Origin of the sequence: Kribbella sp. NPDC051620 (assembly GCF_044453825.1) — a bacterium.
GTDB lineage: Bacteria > Actinomycetota > Actinomycetes > Propionibacteriales > Kribbellaceae > Kribbella.
In genome coordinates this window covers 632,942-652,204 of record NZ_JBITDB010000005.1, presented here as the reverse complement: position 1 = coordinate 652,204, position 19,263 = coordinate 632,942, and the positions used below count along the sequence as shown (strand labels likewise).

At 67.4% G+C, this 19,263-nt stretch carries 17 protein-coding genes; 1 reads left to right on the top strand and 16 read right to left on the bottom strand.

Annotation, left to right across the window (positions count from 1 at the left end; genetic code table 11):
* Window positions 1–12: 12 nt before the first annotated feature.
* The 16 genes from rpoB to ACIA12_RS27705 all read right to left on the bottom strand — a co-directional run bounded on the left by rpoB (window position 13) and on the right by ACIA12_RS27705 (window position 18,279).
* Window positions 13–3,498 (bottom strand): DNA-directed RNA polymerase subunit beta, encoded by a 3,486-nt coding sequence (gene rpoB, locus ACIA12_RS27780; protein ID WP_396370433.1) that lies wholly within the window; start codon window positions 3,496–3,498, stop codon window positions 13–15.
* 273 nt (window positions 3,499–3,771) lie between these two features.
* The gene (locus ACIA12_RS27775; RefSeq protein WP_396370007.1) at window positions 3,772–4,239 is read right to left on the bottom strand and encodes a hypothetical protein; all 468 of its coding nucleotides are present in this window, start codon (window positions 4,237–4,239) and stop codon (window positions 3,772–3,774) included.
* 492 nt (window positions 4,240–4,731) lie between these two features.
* A complete protein-coding gene (locus ACIA12_RS27770; protein ID WP_396370006.1) occupies window positions 4,732–5,307 on the bottom strand; it encodes a hypothetical protein in 576 nt (191 codons plus the stop codon).
* Window positions 5,304–6,599: an MCE family protein gene (locus tag ACIA12_RS27765; RefSeq protein WP_396370005.1), complete on the bottom strand. Its 1,296-nt coding sequence runs from the start codon at window positions 6,597–6,599 to the stop codon at window positions 5,304–5,306. The genes ACIA12_RS27770 and ACIA12_RS27765 overlap by 4 nt, the downstream gene beginning before the upstream one ends.
* Window positions 6,596–7,840: an MCE family protein gene (locus ACIA12_RS27760; RefSeq protein WP_396370004.1), complete on the bottom strand. Its 1,245-nt coding sequence runs from the start codon at window positions 7,838–7,840 to the stop codon at window positions 6,596–6,598. Before ACIA12_RS27760 ends, ACIA12_RS27765 begins: the two co-directional genes overlap by 4 nt.
* Window positions 7,837–9,024: an MCE family protein gene (locus tag ACIA12_RS27755; RefSeq protein WP_396370003.1), complete on the bottom strand. Its 1,188-nt coding sequence runs from the start codon at window positions 9,022–9,024 to the stop codon at window positions 7,837–7,839. Before ACIA12_RS27755 ends, ACIA12_RS27760 begins: the two co-directional genes overlap by 4 nt.
* Entirely contained in the window at window positions 9,021–10,049 is a 1,029-nt protein-coding gene (locus tag ACIA12_RS27750) for an MCE family protein (protein WP_396370002.1), read from the bottom strand. The genes ACIA12_RS27755 and ACIA12_RS27750 overlap by 4 nt, the downstream gene beginning before the upstream one ends.
* The gene (locus ACIA12_RS27745; RefSeq protein WP_396370001.1) at window positions 10,046–11,077 is read right to left on the bottom strand and encodes an MCE family protein; all 1,032 of its coding nucleotides are present in this window, start codon (window positions 11,075–11,077) and stop codon (window positions 10,046–10,048) included. The genes ACIA12_RS27750 and ACIA12_RS27745 overlap by 4 nt, the downstream gene beginning before the upstream one ends.
* A complete protein-coding gene (locus tag ACIA12_RS27740; protein ID WP_396370000.1) occupies window positions 11,074–12,390 on the bottom strand; it encodes an MCE family protein in 1,317 nt (438 codons plus the stop codon). The genes ACIA12_RS27745 and ACIA12_RS27740 overlap by 4 nt, the downstream gene beginning before the upstream one ends.
* A 1-nt stretch (window position 12,391) precedes the next feature.
* Complete coding sequence (locus ACIA12_RS27735) at window positions 12,392–13,222, bottom strand: MlaE family ABC transporter permease (protein ID WP_396369999.1); 831 nt, start codon at window positions 13,220–13,222, stop codon at window positions 12,392–12,394.
* Window positions 13,223–13,224: 2 nt separating this feature from the next.
* Entirely contained in the window at window positions 13,225–13,998 is a 774-nt protein-coding gene (locus tag ACIA12_RS27730) for an ABC transporter permease (RefSeq protein ID WP_343976361.1), read from the bottom strand.
* Window positions 13,995–14,942, bottom strand: a complete 948-nt coding sequence (locus ACIA12_RS27725) for an ABC transporter ATP-binding protein (RefSeq protein WP_396369998.1) — start codon at window positions 14,940–14,942, stop codon at window positions 13,995–13,997. The genes ACIA12_RS27730 and ACIA12_RS27725 overlap by 4 nt, the downstream gene beginning before the upstream one ends.
* A gap of 258 nt (window positions 14,943–15,200) precedes the next feature.
* Window positions 15,201–15,587 carry a 50S ribosomal protein L7/L12 gene (rplL, locus tag ACIA12_RS27720; protein ID WP_396369997.1) on the bottom strand — a complete coding sequence of 129 codons (387 nt, stop codon included), beginning with the start codon at window positions 15,585–15,587 and terminating at the stop codon, window positions 15,201–15,203.
* A 68-nt stretch (window positions 15,588–15,655) separates the two neighbouring features.
* Window positions 15,656–16,276: a 50S ribosomal protein L10 gene (rplJ, locus tag ACIA12_RS27715; RefSeq protein WP_396369996.1), complete on the bottom strand. Its 621-nt coding sequence runs from the start codon at window positions 16,274–16,276 to the stop codon at window positions 15,656–15,658.
* A 239-nt stretch (window positions 16,277–16,515) separates the two neighbouring features.
* Entirely contained in the window at window positions 16,516–17,703 is a 1,188-nt protein-coding gene (locus tag ACIA12_RS27710; RefSeq protein WP_396369995.1) for an MFS transporter, read from the bottom strand.
* Window positions 17,704–18,279 (bottom strand): TetR/AcrR family transcriptional regulator, encoded by a 576-nt coding sequence (locus tag ACIA12_RS27705; RefSeq protein WP_396369994.1) that lies wholly within the window; start codon window positions 18,277–18,279, stop codon window positions 17,704–17,706. It lies immediately after the preceding gene.
* 91 nt (window positions 18,280–18,370) lie between these two features.
* Here ACIA12_RS27705 and ACIA12_RS27700 point away from each other — a divergent pair, with 91 nt between their 5' ends.
* Complete coding sequence (locus ACIA12_RS27700) at window positions 18,371–19,258, top strand: SDR family oxidoreductase (protein ID WP_396369993.1); 888 nt, start codon at window positions 18,371–18,373, stop codon at window positions 19,256–19,258.
* The last annotated feature ends 5 nt before the right edge of the window (window positions 19,259–19,263 follow it).

The window sequence follows — 19,263 nt, the reverse complement described above, 5'->3', positions numbered from 1 at the left end:
GCGGCAACCCGCTCAGACCTCCTCGACGCTGTTCGGCTCACGCCGGGACAGGTCGATTCCCAGTTCCTCCGCCGCGCGGAAGACATCCTCTTCGCTGTCGCGCATCTCGACCCGGCTTCCGTCGGACGAGAGCACCTCAACGTTCAGACACAGGGACTGCATTTCCTTGACGAGAACCTTGAACGACTCCGGGATACCCGGCTCCGGGATGTTCTCGCCCTTGACGATCGCTTCGTACACCTTGACCCGGCCGACCACGTCATCGGACTTGATCGTCAGCAGCTCCTGCAGCGCGAAGGCGGCACCGTAGGCCTCGAGGGCCCACACCTCCATCTCGCCGAACCGCTGACCACCGAACTGCGCCTTACCACCCAGCGGCTGCTGGGTGATCATCGAGTACGGACCGGTCGAGCGGGCGTGGATCTTGTCGTCCACCAGGTGGTGCAGCTTCAGCATGTACATGTAGCCGACGCCGACCGGCTGCGGGAACGGCTCACCCGAGCGGCCGTCGAACAGGTTGGCCTTGCCGGTGCTGTCGACCATCCGGTCGCCGTCGCGGTTCGGCAGGGTCGAGCCGAGCAGGCCGGTGACCTCTTCCTCGCGCGCGCCGTCGAAGACGGGGGTGGCGACGTTCGTGAACGGCTCGGCTTCGCCGGCGCCGATCTTGATCAGTCGCTGGGCCCACTCTTCGGGGCTGTCCGGGTCGACCTTCCAGCCGCGGCTGGCAACCCAGCCGAGGTGGGTCTCGAGCACCTGACCGACGTTCATCCGGCCGGGCACGCCCAGCGGGTTCAAGATGATGTCGACCTGGGTGCCGTCCTCCATGAACGGCATGTCCTCGACCGGCAGGATCTTCGAGATGACGCCCTTGTTGCCGTGGCGTCCGGCGAGCTTGTCGCCGACGGAGATCTTGCGCTTCTGCGCGACGTACACGCGGACCAGCTGGTTCACGCCCGGCGGCAGCTCGTCGCCGTTGTCGCGGTCGAAGACGCGGACCCCGATGACGGTTCCGTTCTCACCGTGCGGCACCTTCAGCGAGGTGTCGCGCACCTCGCGCGCCTTCTCACCGAAGATCGCCCGGAGCAGCCGCTCCTCCGGGGTCAGCTCGGTCTCACCCTTGGGCGTGACCTTGCCGACCAAGATGTCACCGGTGGTGACCTCCGCGCCGATCCGGATGATGCCCCGCTCGTCCAGGTCCGCCAGCATCTCGTCGGAGACGTTGGGGATGTCGCGGGTGATCTCTTCCGGGCCGAGCTTGGTGTCGCGGGCGTCGACCTCGTGCTCCTCGATGTGGATCGAGGTCAGCAGGTCCTGCTGCACGACGCGCTGCGACAGGATGATCGCGTCTTCGTAGTTGTGACCCTCCCACGGCATGAACGCCACGAGCAGGTTCCGGCCGAGAGCCATCTCGCCCTCGTCGGTGCACGGACCGTCGGCCAGCGGCGAGCCGACCTCGACCCGCTGCCCGGCGTCGACCAGCGGACGCTGGTTGATGCAGGTGCCCTGGTTCGAGCGACGGAACTTCTGCAGCCGGTACGTCTGGTACGTGCCGTCGTCGGCGGCGACCTCGATCAGATCGGCCGAGACCTCCTTGATGACGCCGGCCTTCTCCGACACCAGCACGTCGCCAGCGTCGACCGCTCCGCGGAACTCCATGCCGGTACCGACCAGGGGGGCGTCCGCGGTGATCAGCGGAACGGCCTGGCGCTGCATGTTGGAGCCCATCAGGGCGCGGTTGGCGTCGTCGTGCTCGAGGAACGGGATCATCGCCGTCGCGACCGACACCATCTGGCGCGGCGAGACGTCCATGTAGTCCACGTCGTCGACCAGCACGAGCTCGACCTCACCGTGGCGCCGGCGAACCAGCACCCGGTCCTCGGCGAACGCGTCGTCGTCGGTCAGCGCCGCGTTGGCCTGAGCGATGACGAACCGGTCCTCCTCGTCCGCGGTCAGGTAGTCGACCTGGTCGGTGACCCGGCCGTCGACGACCTTGCGGTACGGCGTCTCGACGAAGCCGAACGGGTTCACCCGGCCGTACGTCGCGAGCGAGCCGATCAGGCCGATGTTCGGGCCTTCCGGGGTCTCGATCGGGCACATCCGGCCGTAGTGCGACGGGTGCACGTCACGAACCTCGAAGCCGGCCCGCTCACGCGACAGACCACCCGGGCCAAGCGCCGACAGGCGGCGCTTGTGGGTCAGGCCCGCGATCGGGTTGGTCTGGTCCATGAACTGCGACAGCTGCGAAGTACCGAAGAACTCCTTCAGCGCCGCAACCACCGGACGGATGTTGATCAGGGTCTGCGGCGTGATCGCCTCGACGTCCTGGGTCGTCATCCGCTCGCGGACCACCCGCTCCATCCGGGCCAGGCCGGTGCGGAGCTGGTTCTGGATCAGCTCGCCGACCGTGCGCAGCCGGCGGTTGCCGAAGTGGTCGATGTCGTCCTCTTCGACGACGATCTCGCCCTGCGGCGCGGTCAGCTCGGTCTTGCCCTCGTGCAGCGCCACCAGGTACTTGATCGTGGCGACGATGTCGTTGATCGTCAGCACCGCGGTGTCGTGCGTCTCGTCCCGGCCGAGCTTCTTGTTGATCTTGTACCGGCCGACCTTGGCCAGGTCGTAGCGCTTGCCGTTGAAGTAGTAGTTGTCCAGCAGCGCCTGGGCAGCCTCACGCGTCGGCGGTTCGCCGGGGCGCAGCTTGCGGTAGATGTCGAGCAGCGCGTCGTCCTGGCCGGAGGTGTGGTCCTTCTCCAGGGTGAGCCGGATCGACTCGTACTCGCCGAACTCCTCGAGGATCTGCGCGTCGGTCCAGCCGAGCGCCTTGAGCAGCACGGTGACGTTCTGCTTGCGCTTGCGGTCCAGCCGCACGCCCACCATGTCGCGCTTGTCGACCTCGAACTCCAGCCACGCACCGCGCGACGGGATGATCTTGGCGGTGAAGATGTCCTTGTCCGAGGTCTTGTCCGGCGTGCGCTCGAAGTACACACCGGGCGAGCGGACCAGCTGGGACACGACGACACGCTCGGTGCCGTTGATCACGAACGTGCCCTTGCGCGTCATCAACGGGAAGTCACCCATGAAGACGGTCTGGCTCTTGATCTCGCCGGTCTCGTTGTTCATGAACTCGGCGGTGACGAACAGCGGCGCCGAGTAGGTGACGTCACGCTCCTTGCACTCGTCGACCGTGTTCTTCGGGGGCTCGAACCGGTGGTCGCGGAACGACAGCGACATGGTGCCGCTGAAGTCCTCGATCGGGGAGATCTCCTCGAAGATCTCCTCGAGGCCGGACGGGGAGGACAGATCTGTCCGTCCCTCTGCCTCGGCGGCGGCCACCCTGGCCTGCCAGGTTTCGTTTCCGACCAGCCAGTCAAAGCTGTCCACCTGCAACGCAAGAAGATCCGGAACCTCGAGAGGTTCGGAGATCTTCGCGAAGCTGATGCGACGGGGTGCGCCGGAAACATTCGTAGTGCTGTCGGACTGGGGGTTGCGCGAGGCGACCAAGGGGCGTCCTTCCACGGGCTCGCAAAGTAACTTCGAAGCGGCACTTCGGTGCTGGGAGCGCATGCCAAACGACCCTCGTCAAGTTCTGAGGATGAACAAGGGTGCGGTTAAAGGCAGCGCAAAGCAATAGGCTACCCGATCTGGGCAAGTCTGTCCAATGGGGTCCGACACTATGCCGTCGGACCACCCACTCCGTCAAGAATCGACCCGGGTTCTCCAGCAGGTAACCAGCCTGCGAGCCGCCCGGACGACCTCTCCGGAGTCACCTAGAGACTACAGTCCGGCGATCTCCTGGACCAGCCATTGATCGCCGTTTCGGACCATTGTGAATCTCGTCCGGTTCAGGTCGACCCGGGGACTACCCTTCGTGATCGTGCTGGTGGTCGTCTGGTTGACGAAGATGATCAGCGTGACCCGGTTCGCGTCGCCGTCGCGGACGCCCACCTCGCGGACCTCGGCGCGGACCGTCGCCTTGGTCTTGGTGGCGAGCTCGCCGGCCACCTTGGCGGTCGCGTCGAACTGCCCGGCGAACTCCGGCGTCATCGTCGCCCGCGCCGCCGCGAAGCTCTTGTCGAGCGTCCGGTAGTCATAACTGAGCGCGGTCTCCGCCGCTTTCCTGCCCGCTGCAGCCGCCTGGTCGCGAGCGTCCTCGGCCTCTTTCCCCTTCCAGGCCTTCACGCCCAGAATCGCGGTCAGAGCCAAGATCAGGACCAGCAGAACCCCGAGAGCAGCCGACAGCACTACCCCCGTGGGGGGGGGCGGCCGCCGGGGCGGCGGGGGGGGGGGGGGGGGGGGGGGGGGGGGGGGGGGGGGGGGCGCCGGGCGGGGGGGGGGGGGGGGGGGGGGGGGGGGGGGGGGCGGCGCGCGCGCCCCCCCCCCCCCCCCCCCCCCCCCCCCCCCCCACCACCCACACCCCCCCCCCCCCCCCCCCCCCCCCCCCCCCCCCCCCCCCCCCCCCCCCCCCCCCCCCCCCCCCCCCCCCCCACGGCGTGGAGACGGAGGCAGTCGCGGGCGTGGCAACGGGGCCCGCATCGGCGATCGCCGATGCGTCGCGGGTCCGCGCAGGCGACTTCTCGTCACCGTGCGTGACGGCGAACTTGTCCTGCGGACGCTCCGCAGGAGCGTCCGCAGCGTCTGGTGTGGGCTGAGTCACTGGCTTGATTTGGTTGTTTTGGGGGTTGACTTCGGGGGTGGTTTCGGGGCGGCGGCGTTGGCCGGCGATCTTGCGGGGCATCAGCCGACCACCTGGAAGTCGGCGGTGAGCCAGCGGTCCTTCTCGCGGACCAGGTCGAGCTTGATCCGGTACCGGCGTTCGACCCCGTCCTTGGAGGCGGTGTTCGTCACGACCGCGTTCACGATCACCAGCACCTGGGCCGAGTCCTTGTCGTTCGACACCACCGCGGCCTCCTTCACATCGCCCTTCGAGGTCGCCTTGTTCGCGACCACCTCGGTCTTGACCGAGTCCGAGCCCGACTTGAACTCCTCCTTGAACTGCCCGGTGGAGTCGTCCAGCACCCGCTTCGCGTCCGCGTCCCAGGTGCTGTAGTCGTAGGTGGTGAAGTCCAGCGCCAACTGCCGAGCCGCCTTCATCGCCCCCTCGCGCTCACTCGCCCGCGCATCCTGACCGCGCAGAGCGATCACGGACAGCGTCGCGCCGGCCAGCGCGACCAGCAGGAGCACGCTAAGGCCCCACGCCACCACGATCGCCCCGCGGCCCGACGGCCGCCGGACCTGCTGCCTGATCCCCAGCACGATGACGGTGACCAGGAAGATGCCGAGGCCGATCGAGAGGCCCACCGTTCCGCTCACTTGCCGGTCACCGGTCCGAGGATGAGGGCCTTCCACGAGTCCTTGCCGAGCATCTCTTCCTGTCCTCCGGTCGAGCCGAGCACCAGTGACGGCATTCCATCGGTACCACCGGCAGCGCCCGTGGCCGGGTCGTACCCGACGCCGTACCCGATCCGGTTGGCGTCGGACGACCGCGTCGACGGCGTCGGCTTGTTCTGCGAGCCGCGGACGTTGATCCCCGACCCCGGCGACGCGGTACAGCCCGCCTTGGTGTTGGCCGGCTTGTTGGTGGTGTCCTGCGGAACGCGCTTGTCCGTACCGTTGTACCCGGCCCGGCAAGCCGGCGGGCTGAAGCCGAGCACCAGGCCGAAGTGGGCGTCGTAATGCCCCGTCCCCGGATCCTTGCCCGGTACGACGTACCCGCCCATCGCCACCGCCGGGTAGACCACCAGCAGCTGCTCGACGGCGTCCAGCCGGACCGCGGTCAGCTCGCTCACCGTCAGCAGGTTGCCGAGCAGCACCGCGATGTCGGCCTTGTTCTCCTGGATCAGCGCGGTCAACTGAGTCGATGCGGCCGAGCCGTTGTCGATCACGGCCCGCAGATTGGCGTCCGAGCTGACCAAGGTGTCGGACAGCAGCGCCAGGTTCTTCGCCCAGGTCTTGATCGCGTCGCCGCTGGCCACCTGGGTGGCGAGGACGGTGTTGCCGTCGTTGATCAGCTTGATCGTCTGCAAGATGTTCGCGTCCGCGTCGCTGATCAGCGCGCCGGAACTGTCGATGATCTTCTGCAGGTCGCTGCCCCGGCCGCGGAGCGCGTCGCCGAGCTCCTTGACGGTGGTCTTCAGGCTGTTCTTGTCGACCGAGTTCACCAGCTGGTCCAGGTTCAGCAGCAGCTCGGTGGTGTCGATCGGCAGCGCCGTGTTCTGCCGGCTGATCTTCGAGTGGTTCTGCAGGTACGGTCCGCCGTCGCGGCGCGGTTGCAGGTCGACGTACTGCTCGCCGATCGCGGACCGGTTGGCGACGACCGCGAGCAGGTCGTTCGGGATCTTGGTCTTCTTCTCGATGTCGAGGTTGACCTCGACGCCGTCGGACAGCAGCTTCAGCTCGCCGACCCGGCCGACCGGCTGGCCGCGGTACGTGACCTCGGCGCCGGAGAAGATCCCGCCCGACTCGGCGAAGCTCGCGCTGACGGTGTAGTCGTCGTCGAACAGCAGCTTGTCGACCTGCGCGTACTTGGCGCCGACGTAGGCGATGCCGACCAGGGTGATCAGCAGGAACACCATCAGCTGGAGCCGGACCGTTCTGGTGATCACTTGGCCACCCCCGGCATCAGGACCTTGGCGAGCTCCGGATCGAAGCCGGCCCGGTTGAGCTTCTGCGTACAGACCGGCAGGCCGAGGATCGTGACGCAGGTGGTGCCGGCGCCGGTCGGGATCGGCAGCGGTGGCAGGCCGCCGGCCGTCGGCTTGGTGGTCGGGAACTTCGGTGGATTGTGCAGCGGCAGGCTGATCTCGGTGGTCGGCAGGGTCAGGCCGACGTTCGGCAGGTTCAGCCCGAGCAGGCCCTGCAGCGCCTTCTGCGTGTTCACGTCGAGGGTGATGTTCAGGTTGGTGAAGTCGCCCTTGACCGCACCGGCCGCGGCGTCCGGGAACGGATACGTGAGCATCAGCTCGAGCGACTTCGGCAGGTTCTCCCCCGCCTCGGCAAGCTTGGTCAGCAACGGATAGAGCGACTGCAGGTTGGCGACCAGGTCCTTCTGTGACTCGGTGATCACCCGGGTCGCGGTGTTGCCCAGCGAGGCCAGTGCCTGCAGCGTCTTGACCAGCGCGGCGCGCTGCTTGTCCAGGGTGGCGATCGACTTGGGCAGCGAGTCGATCGCGGTCGCGATCGTCGTCTTCTGCGCGTTCAGCTGTTTGGCCAGCTGGTCGACGGCGGTGATCGCGGTGACGATCTTCTGCTTGTTCTGGTCCAGCGTGCCGACGAAGGTGTTCAGCTGGGTCAGCACGCTGCGGATGGCCGGCTCGTTCCCGGTCAGCGCCTTGTTCAGCTCCTGGGTGATGATCTGGAGCTGGGCCACGCCGCCGCCGTTGAGCAGCAGCGAGAGCGCCGACAGGACCTCTTCGACCTCGACGTTGCTGGTCGTCCGGGACAACGGGATCAGCTCGCCGTTCTCCAGCTTGCCGTGTGGCTTCTCGCTCCCGGACGGCTGCTCCAGCGAGACGAACTTCTCGCCCAGCAGGCTGGTCTGCCGGATCGTCGCGCGGGCGTTGTCGGGCAGCTCCAGGCTCTTCGGCAGCTTGACCCGGACCTTGGCAACGTACCCGTCCAGCCAGACCTTCTCGACCGTGCCGACGGTGACGTCGTCGACCTTCACCGACGACTTCGGCACCAGGTCCAGGACGTCGGTGAACTCCACCGTCACCGTGTACGACGGACCCTTGATCTTGGCGCCACCCGGCAACGGCAGGGAGTACACGCTGAAGTCGCACCCGCTGAGCAGGGTCGCCATCGCGACAACCCCGGCCACCAGGCCGGTACTACGAAGCCGCCTCATCGGCCACCACCTGGGACCAGGCCGCCGAGGGTGTCGTCGACGGGGTCGGGGCTCGGCAGCTTGGGCTGCGGGGCCGGCGCCCACGGCGTACCGGCCGGTCCGCCCGAGCCGGTGATGGCGCTCAGCAGCGGAAGCTTCGGCAACGCGTTGAAGACCGGCTTGAGCGCCGAGCAGGTCGACAGCGGCTGGTTGGCCTGGAGCAGCAGCGAGCAGATGAAGGTCGCCGGATCGTCCAGCTGGGCCAGGTTGATCCGCTGGTCCAGCGTGCCGAACTGCGGGTTGTAGACGCGGGCCAGGTTGCCCAGGCCGAGCGGCGCGGTGTCGATGATCTCGGCGAGCGCGGCCTTCTCCTTGACCAGGATCTGGGAGACGTCGGTGGCGCCGGAGATCGTCGTCTTCAGCAGCGACCGGTTGTCCTTGACGAAGTTCGCGACCTCGCCGAGCGCCGCTGCCAGCGTGGACAGCGCGGCCGAGAGGTCCTGACGTTCGCCGGCCAGGGTGGTCGTGACGCCGGCGAAGTTCGCGTTGAACTGCTTCACCAGACCGTCGTTGGCCGCCAGCGCGGAGACGAAGGTCTGCAACTGCCGGATCGTGCTGAACAGACTCTTGGAGTTGCTCGACAAGGTCTGGGTCAGCGTCGAGACGTCGGTGATGGTCTGGTTGAGCTTCTTGCCCTGGCCGTTCAGGTTGGCCGCGGACACGTCGAGCAGCCGCGACAGCGCGCCCTGGTCGTTGGCGCCTTTCGGCCCGAGCGCGACGGACAGGTCGTTGAGGCTCTGATAGATCTGGTCGAGCTCGAGCGGGACGGCCGTGCGCTCCAGTGGGATCGACGCGCCGTCGGCCATCACGGCGCCCTTGGAGTACGCCGGGGTGAGCTGGATGTAGCGGTCTGCGACGATCGACGGCGACGCGATCACCGCCTTCGCGTCGGCCGGCACCTTGTGCTTGGCCTCCCACCAGAACTTCACCCGGACCGCGCGCCCGGCCGGCGTGACGCTCTCGATCTCGCCGACCTTGATGCCGAGGATCCGGACGTCGGAGCCGGGGTAGACACTGACCGCGCGCGGGAAGTACGCCGTCGCCGAGACCCGCTCGGGGTGTGGCCACAACGAGATGACGCTGACGGCGAGGATCACCACGACCACACCGAACGCGATCAGCCGGGACAGGGACGCAACCTTCATCGGCCCGCACCCCCGGTCAGTCCGCTGAGGATCGGTGGCAGCCCGGGGATCGGGATCTGCGGCAACGGGATCTCCGGTACAGGCACCAGGTTCTGCACATAGGTGTCGAACCAAGGCCCGGTACCGAGCGTGTTGGTGAAGACCCGGGCGTACGGCGCGAGCCCCTTGATGCTGGCGTCGAGCGCGTTCTGGTTCTTCAGCAACGTCGCCAGCACCGCGTTCACCTTCGTCAGGGTCGGCGCCAGGTCCTTGCGGTTCTCCTGCACGAGCGCTCTGATCTGCGCGGCCAGCTTCTGCGTCGAGACGAGCAGCTCGTGGATCAGCGCCCGGCGTGCCTGCACCGCCTGGAACACGGTGTTGCCGTCCTTCATCAGCTTGATCAGCTGCTGGTTGCGATCGGCAAGGACCTTGGTGACGACGTCGGAGTGCTGCAGCAACAGCTTCAGCTGCTCGTCGCGCTTGGCGACGTTGCGGGAGAGCCTGGACAGCCCGGTGAGCGAGGCTTGGACCTCTTCCGGAGTGTTCTTGAAGGTCGCCGACAAGGTGTCCAGTGCCCTCGCGAGCTGCGCGGTGTCGATCCGCTCGGTCGTGTTGGCCAGGTCGGTGAACGCGTCGACGACGTCGTACGCCGCGATGGTCCGGGCCAGCGGGATGACCGAGCCCTCCTTGAGCTCGCCGCCACCTTCCGGGTCGAGCTTCAGGTACTTCTGTCCGAGCAGCGTCTTGATCTTCATCTCGGCGCCGGTCTTGTCGCCCAGCTTCACGCCCCGGTCGACGACGAAGTCGACCCGGACGTGGGTGCCCTCGAGCTCGACCTTGCGGACCTGGCCGACGCGGACACCGGCCACCCGGATCTCGTCGTTGGGCTTCAGCCCGCCGGCCTCGGAGAACTGCGCGGAGTACTTCGTGCCGCCCCCGATCAGCGGCAGGTCCTGCGCCTTGAACGCGGCCAGCATGATCAGCCCGATCACGGTCAGCCCGACCACCCCGATGGTGACCTGGTTCTGTTCGCGGAAGGGCTTCACTTGGCGCACCTCGCCGAGTTGACGTCGTGGCTGATCGGGATCCGGACGCCCAGCGGCAGCGTGACGTTGCCGTCGAAGCCGCACAGGTAGAAGTTGAACCAGGACCCGTACGTCGCGGTCCGGGTCAGCGTCTCGAGCTTGGTCGGCATGTTCTGCAGGGTCTTCACCCAGATCGCCTGGGTGTCGTCGAGCGTGGTCGACACCTCGCGCAGCCGGTCGAGGTCCGCCTTGAGCGGCACCCGGGTCTGCTGCAGCAGGCCGGCCGTCTTGGTGTTCAGCGAGTTGATCGAGCCGAGTGAGCCGAGGATCGGGTTGATGTCCTGGCTCAGCCCGGTGATGAACTGCTGCAGGTTGATCAGCAACTGGGAGAAGTTCTGCTGCCGCTGCGAGACGATCTGCAGGGTCGAGGTCAGGTTGGTGATCAGGTCGCCGATCACCTGGTCGGAGTCGGCCAGCGTGGTGGTCAGCGAGGCGGTCCGGGCCAGCAGACTCTCGATCGTGCCGCCCTCACCCTGCAGCACCTTGATCACCTCGAACGCGAACTGGTTCACGTCCTTCGGGGTGAGCGCGGTGAACAGCGGCTTGAACCCGTTGAACAGCACCGACAGGTCCAGCGCGGGCGCGGTCCGGTCCTTGTCGATGATCCCGTTCTTCTTCATCCGGGTGCCGCCGCCGACGCCCTCGGTCAGCGCGATGTAGCGGTTGCCGACCAGGTTCCGGTAGCGCATCGTCGCGTGCGTCGTGGTGTCGAGCACCTGGCCGGAGTCGACGCTGAAGGTCACCATCGCCAGCTTGTCCTGGTAGATCGCGATCTTGTCGACCTGCCCGACCCGGACGCCGGCGATCCGGATGTCGTCACCCTTGTTCAGCCCGACCACATCGGTGAAAACCGCCCGGTACTTCGTGGTCGCGTTGAAACTGATGTTGCCGATCGTCACGGCCAGCAACGCCGTCGCGATCGTGGTGACCACGACGAAGATCGCCAGCCGCACGGTGTCGAACGAGGTCTTCTTGTCCAGCAGCTTCATTTGAGATTCACCTGCCCACCGCGCATCAGGGGGCCCAGCATCAGGGTTGTCAGGTCCGGTACTTCGTCCGCCGGGATGCCCATCGCGGGGCCGGCGACGGCGTCGATCACCTTCTGCTCGGCCGGCGTACCGGCACCGCCGGTGTCGCTGGCGAAGCCGGGCATCGCCCGGTTCAGCTGGAGGTTGATCGGGAACTTGGTGTTCTTGCCGTGGTCGCCGATCACGCCGTCCTCACCGGTGACGTAGGGCGCCGGGTTGTCCTGCGTGTACGGGCCCGGGTGCTCCCCCGGCACGGTGTAGTTCCGGCCGACGCAGGTCGGGCCGCGATGGTCTTCGTACTTCGGCGTCTCGTTCGGCTGGTACGGCGTGGGCTGGTTGGTGATCAGCTCGAGGTTGATGTTCAGCCGGCCGTCCCGGAAGGTGTCGCTCAGGACCGGCGCGGTGTCCGTCATCACCTTGAGGAAGCAGGGGAACTCCGGCGAGTACCGCTCCAGCAGGTCGAGCACCGGCCGGCTCACCTCGCCGAGCCGGATCACCCGGTCCTCGTTCTCCTTGAGGAAGGCGTTGCCGGTGGTCGACAGCGTCTGCACGTCGGTGAAGAACGTCTGCAACTGCTTCTCCTTCTCCACCACCGTGTTGCCGGTGACGGTCAGGTTGCGCAGCGCGCGGGCCAGGTCGGGCGTGACGTCGCCGTAGATCTTGGCGACCTGGGTCAGCTTGGTCAGCGCCGCGACCAGGTTCGGCACGTTCGGGTTGAGCTTCCTCAGGTAGCCGTCGAGCTGGGTGAGGGTGTCGGCGATCTCGGTGCCGCGGCCCTCCAGCGCGGTCGCCAGCGTGTTCAGCGTCGCGTTCAGGTCGGCCGGGTCGACGGCCTGCAGCAGCGGCAGCGCGTCGTTCAGCACCTTCTCGATCTCGATGCCGACCGCGGTCTTGTCCCGCGAGATGGTGTCGCCGGCCCTGATCGCGCGACCTTCGGGGCCGGGCGGTGGTACCAGCGCCACGTACTTCTCGCCGAACAGCGTCTTGGGCAGGATCCGGGCGCTGACCTGGCTGGAGATCTCTTTGACCTGGTCCGGCTTCAGCGCCAGCTCGACGGTGGCGAAGTCGCCATCGGTGGAGACGTCACGGACCTCGCCGACGATGATGCCGCGCAGCTTCACGTCCGCGTGCCGGTTGAGCTGCAGGCCGATGTGGCTGGTCTGCAGTTTCACGTCGACGGTGGCGGTGAAGACCTTCGCGTAGAAGGCGTAGGTGAGCCAGAGCAGGAAGCAGAGCATCCCGATGAACGCGGTCCCGAGCAGTCGTCTGGTCATGTCACCCCGCCAGCCTGACGGTGGTCGTGGTGCCCCAGATCGCCATCGACAGCAGCAGGTCGACGACGTTGATCACGACGATCGAGGTCCGGACCGCGCGACCGACCGCGACGCCGACGCCGGCCGGGCCGCCGGTCGCGTGGTACCCGTGGTAGCAGTGCACCAGGATCACCAGGACCGAGAAGACGAGCACCTTGCCGAAGGACCAGAGCACGTCGCCCGGTGGTAGGAACAGATGGAAGTAATGGTCGTACGTCCCGGTGCTCTGGCCGTAGAACGTCGTCACGGTCAGCCGGGTGGCGAAGTACGAGGACAGCAAGCCGACGACGTACAGCGGCACGACCGCGATCAGCCCGGCGATGATCCGGGTGGTGACCAGGTAGGGCAGCGACGGGACCGCCATCACCTCGAGGGCGTCGATCTCCTCGCTGATCCGCATCGCGCCGAGCTGGGCGGTGAAGCCGCAGCCGACGGTCGCGGCGAGCGCGATGCCGGCGATCAGCGGCCCGATCTCGCGGGTGTTGATGTACGCGCTGACGAAGCCGGCGAAGGCCGAGGTGCCGATCTGGTTCAGCGCCGAGTAGCCCTGCAGGCCGACCTCGGTGCCGGTGAAGAAGGCCAGGAAGGTGATCACGCCGACGGTGCCGCCGATCACGGCCAGCGCGCCGGTACCGAGCGTCACCTCCGCGAGCAGGCGGAGGATCTCGCGGCGGTACCGGGTGACCGACTTGCCGGACCAGGCCAGCGCCTTGATGTAGAAGGCGAGCTGCTCACCGAGCCGGTCCAAGGAGTGGAGCGGCTTCTTCACCAGGGTGTCGACGAGGGTGGACATCGTCAGGCTCCCTTCGGCGGTACGAGCTGGAAGTAGATCGCCGTCATCGAGAAGTTCGCGACGAACAGCAGCATGAAGGTGATCACGACGGACTGGTTCACCGCGTCGCCGACGCCCTTCGGGCCACCGCCGGCGTTCACACCCTTGTAAGAGGCGACCACCGCGGCGATGAAGCCGAACACCAGCGCCTTCGCCTGGCCCTGCCACAGGTCGGGCAGATGGGCGAGCGCCGTGAACGAGGCTATATAACTGCCCGGCGTACCGTCCTGGAGGACCACGTTGAAGACGTAGCCGCCCATCACGCCGACCACGCTGACGAACCCGTTCAGGAAGAACGCGACCAGCATGGTGGCCAGCACCCGCGGGACGACCAGGCGCTGGATCGGGTCGATGCCGAGCACCATCATCGCGTCGAGTTCTTCGCGGATCTTGCGCGCGCCGAGGTCGGCACAGATCGCCGAGCCACCCGCGCCCGCGATCAGCAGCGCGGTAGCGATCGGGGACGCCTCCCGTACTACGGCCAGGACGGCCGCGGAACCGGTGAAGGCCTGTGCACCGAACTGCTTGATCAGCCCACCGACCTGCAGCGCGATCACCGCGCCGAACGGGATCGCGACCAGGGCCGTCGGGATGATCGTCACGCTCGCCACGAACCACGCCTGCTGCAGGAACTCGCGCAGCTGGAACGGCCGCCGGACCGAGGCCCTGGCGGTGTCCAACGCAAAAGCGAAGAGCGATCCTGCATGCTTCAGCGGGGCGGTGGCGTCGACAGTCACGAAGTCGTCACCACATCACTGGCGAAGGAGCCGGGCGGTGGGGTCACGCCGTTGTCCACGCACCACTGGCCCGGTGGGCGCTGGGTGGGCCGCAGTACGCCGGAACTGGGCAGTTGCTGGATCGGGATCGGCGGCAAGGGTGGCAGCTCTTGGTCGGCCTCGGCCGCTAGCTCGTCGGCGTCCTTCTCCTCCGACATACCGATCGGGCCGATCCGCTGCGCGTTCAGGAACTGGCGGACCACCGGCTCCTCGCTGGACAGCAGCATCTCGCGCGGGCCGAACATGGCCAGGTGCCGGTGGTACAGCAGGCCGATGTTGTCCGGCACCGTCCGGGCGGTGTTGATGTCGTGGGTGACGATCAGGCAGGTCGCCTGGGTCATCTCGTTCAGGTCGATGATCAGCTGGTTCAGGAACGCCGTCCGGACCGGGTCGAGGCCGGAGTCTGGCTCGTCGAAGAGCAGGATCTCCGGCTCGAGCACAAGCGCGCGGGCCAGGCCGGCCCGCTTGCGCATGCCGCCCGAGATCTCGGCGGGGAGCTTCTTCTCCGCGCCGACCAGACCGACCATCTCCATCTTCTCCATCACGATGGAGCGGACCTCGGACTCTGACTTCTTGGTGTGCTCGCGCAGGGGGAAGGCGACGTTGTCGTACAGGTTCATCGAGCCGAACATCGCGCCGTCCTGGAACAGCACGCCGAAGAGCTTGCGGATCTCGTAGAGCTGGCGCTCGGAGCAGGTGGCGATGTCGACGCCCTCGATGTGCACGTGGCCCTTGTCTGGCTTGAGCAGACCGATCAGCGTCTTCAGGAATACGGACTTCCCGGTGCCGGAAGGGCCGAGCATGACGCAGATCTCACCGGCAGGCAGCGTCAGGGACACGTCGCCCCAGATCAGCTGGCTTCCGAAGGACTTCGACAGCCCTTCGACACGGACCTCTACGCCCACCGGTCCTCCTCACGGGTTCGTCACGCAGCCCCGACCGACGTGCTTTCGCCGGTTCAACGAGGGCGCGGTTGCTTAGGTTACGCACGAGTACGCTTTTGCGTAACCCCTGCCTGTCAAGTGATCACGACCGAAGAGTCACGTCTCGGTCACGCACCGGAACCTTGGGAATCTTAGACCTGGTCCGGACATGCCGAAGGGCGGCCCCGTAGGACCGCCCTTCAACTGGTATCACTTCGTTGTGCGGCTACGCCGCACAGGTCACTTGAGGGTGACGGTGGCGCCGGCGCCCTCGAGGGCTTCCTTCGCCTTCTCGGCCGAAGCCTTGTCGACCTTCTCGAGGATGGCCTTCGGCGCGCTCTCGACGAGGTCCTTGGCCTCCTTCAGGCCGAGGCTCGTGAGGCCGCGCACCTCCTTGATGACCTGGATCTTCTTGTCGCCGGCCGACTCGAGGACGACGTCGAACTCGTCCTGCTCCGCGGCCTCTTCGGCCGGGGCGCCCGGAGCGCCGGCGGCAGGGGCGACGGCGACGGGAGCGGCGGCGGTGACGCCGAACTCCTCCTCGAAGGCCTTCACGAACTCAGAGAGCTCGAGCAGGGTGAGGTCCTTGAACTGACCGAGCAGCTCTTCGGTGCTGAGCTTCGCCATTTTGGCGGTCCTTCCTTCACGTGTTGCTAGGTGATTACTGACTGGGGTCCTGCAGTGAATCGAACGGGTCAGCTGTCAGCTGACGCGGTCTCCTCGGTGCTCGCCTCGGCAGGCGCGTCGACTGTGTCCTGCACAGCCTCCGCAGCCGGAGCCTCGTCCGCCACGGGGGCGGCGTCGGCCGGCAGCTTGTCCTGCAGCGCCGCGAACAGGCGGGCAGCCTGTGCGAGCGGAGCAGCGAACAGCGACACCGCTTGCTGCGGGGCCGCCTTCATCGCACCTGCGAGCTTCGAGAGGAGAACCTCACGCGACTCCAGGTCAGCGAGCTTGGTGATCTCGTCGGAGCCGAGTGCCTTGCCGTCCAGCACACCGCCCTTGATGACGAGAAGGGGATTGGCCTTGGCGAAGTCACGCAGCCCCTTGGCCGCGACCACCGGGTCGCCCTTGATGAAGGCGATGGCCGACGGACCCTCGAGCAGGGAGTCGAACGACTCCACACCCGCGTCCTTGGCCGCGATCTTGGTCAGCGTGTTCTTCACCACGGCGTAGTGCACGTCGTCACCGAGCGTAGTGCGCAACTGCCGCAACTGCGCCACGGTGAGTCCGCGGTACTCGGTCAGTACGGCGGCGCCTGAGCTTCTGAAGTTCTCAGTCAGCTCCGCGACGTCGGCTGCCTTGTCCGGCCTCGCCATGGGTCTCCTTCCGCTCTGCAATTCAGCAGAGTTGGCTTCTATCGCCGCGCCGGCCAAGACCCAGAAAATCGAAAACGCCCCTGCGCAGGCGCAAGGGCGTGAAGTAATTGCTTTCACTTACTTGTCACCTGCGCGGGCCGCCCACGAAGTTCATGGGACTTTCAGTTGCTCCGGGAGCAACGACCAGCGGTCTTCGGCAGCCTCAAGAGTAACCGCCGGTGACGCGGGCACCAAATCGGTTACTCCGGTACCTGTGGACGGGCCGGGATCCAGCGGTTCATCGCGGTCGCGGCACCCCAGCCGACGAGCCCCATGAACAGTACCGCCGGCCCGAGCCCGGCCACCGCCGTGACCGCGGCGACCAGGAACGGCCCTGCCCCACTCCCCGCGTCGGCGAACAACCTGAACGCGCCGAGGAACTGCGCCCTCCCGACGGGCGGCGAGGCGTCGGCGCCCAGCGTCATGATCACGCCGGCGCCGAGGCCGTTGCCGACCCCCATCAGCAGGGCGACCGCCGTCAGCGACGTGACCGAGTGGGTCAGCGGGAGCAGCAAGTGGGCCAGCCCGAGGACGAACATGGACGGCACCGCGACCCATTTGCGGCCGAAGCGGTCCATCACCGAGCCCGCTGGATAGAAGAGCAGCATGTCCACGGCGCCGGAGATGCCGAAGATGATGCTGGTCGTCTGGGCATCCAGGCCGAGATGCTCGGCCCACAACGGGATCACCACCTGGCGAGAGGCCCGGACGGCGCCGACCAAGAGGGCGCCGGAGCCGAGCGTTCGCAGTACCGGGAGATGTTCGCGGATGACGGCGGTCGTCGATTGCATGACGACCGGGGTGGCCATCCGCTTGCGGCGTACCGACTCGATGTCGGGAAGGCTGAGCAGGACCACGCAGGCGAGCCCGGCGGCGACCAGGTGGACCCAGTACGCGCCGTCGGTACCGAGGAACTTCATCGCGAAGGCGCCGACGAACGGGCCGATGAACGCGCCGATCCGGCTGACGCCGCCGAGGGTCGAGAGCGCTCTGGCCCGCATGTTCAGTGGTACGGCTTCGCTGAGGTAGGCCTGGCGGGCCAGGTTCCAGACGGCTCCGGCGACCCCGGTCAGGGCGATGGCGATGGCCAGGCCCCAGACGGTCGGGACCACCAGGCAGCCGGCCAGCGCGGCGGTGACCAGGACCGTGGCGAGGACCATCGCCCGGCGCTCTCCGACTCGGGTCGCCAGCGTGCCGGCCGGGATGTCGCCGATCACCTGACCGAGACCGGCAGCGGCGACGACAAGGCCGGCGACCGCGACCGGGGCGCCGAGCTGAAGTGCCGACAGAGCGACGACGGGGGCGATCGCTCCCGAGCCGATGCCGTACAGCAGCGCCGGCAGATAGACCGAGGGCGCGATCTTCCAGAGGCTGACGGGGTCTGCCATTTAAGGCTCGGCTGTCTCCAGGGCGAGGATCTTGAACTCGGCCAAGGTATCCCGGCTCACGTCGGCCAGCGATCGCGTCTCACCATCAGCGATCCACTGCCGGAAGGCGACGGAGAAGACCGTGACGCAGGTCTGGGCCGCGAGCGTCGCCGCCGGGTCTTTGATGCCGCGGTCGCGGAGTGCCTCGGTGATCGCGGTGGTCAGACCGGCCAGTTTCAGGAGTTCGCGCTCCTTGAGTGGCTGGTTGGCCTGGATCACCTGGTGGCGCTGCCTCGACCAGGTACGGCGTTCTTCGGGAAAGAACCCGGTGACCTCGGTCAGCGCGGTGGCGATCAGGCTCAGCGGGGGGCCTGGCGGTGCGGCGGCGATGGCGTCGACGAACGCCTGCTGCAGCTGGTCCTGGCCGTCGAAGAGGACTTCCTTCTTGTCGGCGAAGTGCCGGAAGAAGGTGCGTTCGGTCAGGCCGACGCTCTTGGCGATCTCGCCGACCGTCGTCTGCTCGAACCCCTGCTCGACGTACAGCTCCAGCGCGGCGACGCGCAGCCGATCCGTCGCGCCCGGCTCCCATCGCACCATGCCGGACAGTCTAGATGATGACAGCGACTGACATCGCGAGCTACTGTGGTTGATGTCAGCCACTGACATCAACTTTCTCGAGGAGAACCCCATGCGCGTATTCGTCACCGGAGCATCAGGCTGGATCGGCTCCGCGACCGTCGACGAGCTGCTGGCCGACGGACATCAGGTCGTCGGCCTCGCCCGCTCGGAAGCCTCGGCGGCTTCACTGGCAGGCAAGGGCGTGGAGGTACTGCGCGGCGACCTCGACGACCTCGAGGCGCTGCGGACCGGCGCGGCCGGCGCCGACGCCGTCATCCACCTGGCAAACAAGCACACCTTCGACGCCGCGGCGAACAGCGCCGAGCGGATCGCGGTCCAGACGCTCGGGGACGAGCTGGCCGGGTCCGGGCGAAGGTTGCTGATCGCCAGCGGTATGAACCCGGTGCCCCGTCGCGCCTCGACCGAGGCCGACCCGTCGCCGTTGCACGGTCCCGACGCACCCCGCGGTGGCGCCGAGAACCTCGCGCTGTCCTACCAGGACAAGGGCGTACACCCGATCGTCGTACGCTTCGCCCCGACCGTCCACGGCGACGGCGACCACGGCCTGATCCGGATGCTCGTCACCGGCGCCCGGGCAGCCGGCTTCTCGGCATACGTCGCCGACGGCACCAACCGCTGGCCGGCAGTCCACCGCTCCGACGCCGCCCGCCTAGTTGCCCTAGGCATCAACAAGGCCCCGTCCGGCGCCATCCTCCACGCCGTCGCCGAAGAAGGCGTACCAGCTTTGGACATCGCCGAAGCCATCGCCCAAGGCCTGAACATCCCCGCCACCTCCGTCACCCCAGAACAGGCCACCACCACCCTCGGCTGGCTGGGCCCCTTCTTCGCCATGGACCTACTAACCTCCAGCACCGCCACCCAAACCCTCCTGGGCTGGACCCCGACGGGCCCAACCCTCCTGGAAGACCTGGCCACCTCCAGCTACTTCCAGGACTGACAACA

Bases quoted from the DNA above. Each gene is read 5' to 3' on its own strand.
- ACIA12_RS27760 (WP_396370004.1), bottom strand. From the start codon at position 7,840: ATGAGGCGGCTTCGTAGTACCGGCCTGGTGGCCGGGGTTGTCGCGATG.
- ACIA12_RS27755 (WP_396370003.1), bottom strand. From the start codon at position 9,024: ATGAAGGTTGCGTCCCTGTCCCGGCTGATCGCGTTCGGTGTGGTCGTG.
- ACIA12_RS27745 (WP_396370001.1), bottom strand. From the start codon at position 11,077: ATGAAGCTGCTGGACAAGAAGACCTCGTTCGACACCGTGCGGCTGGCG.
- ACIA12_RS27740 (WP_396370000.1), bottom strand. From the start codon at position 12,390: ATGACCAGACGACTGCTCGGGACCGCGTTCATCGGGATGCTCTGCTTC.
- ACIA12_RS27735 (WP_396369999.1), bottom strand. From the start codon at position 13,222: ATGTCCACCCTCGTCGACACCCTGGTGAAGAAGCCGCTCCACTCCTTG.
- rplL (WP_396369997.1), bottom strand. From the start codon at position 15,587: ATGGCGAAGCTCAGCACCGAAGAGCTGCTCGGTCAGTTCAAGGACCTC.
- rplJ (WP_396369996.1), bottom strand. From the start codon at position 16,276: ATGGCGAGGCCGGACAAGGCAGCCGACGTCGCGGAGCTGACTGAGAAC.
- ACIA12_RS27710 (WP_396369995.1), bottom strand. From the start codon at position 17,703: ATGGCAGACCCCGTCAGCCTCTGGAAGATCGCGCCCTCGGTCTATCTG.
- ACIA12_RS27705 (WP_396369994.1), bottom strand. From the start codon at position 18,279: ATGGTGCGATGGGAGCCGGGCGCGACGGATCGGCTGCGCGTCGCCGCG.
- ACIA12_RS27700 (WP_396369993.1), top strand. From the start codon at position 18,371: ATGCGCGTATTCGTCACCGGAGCATCAGGCTGGATCGGCTCCGCGACC.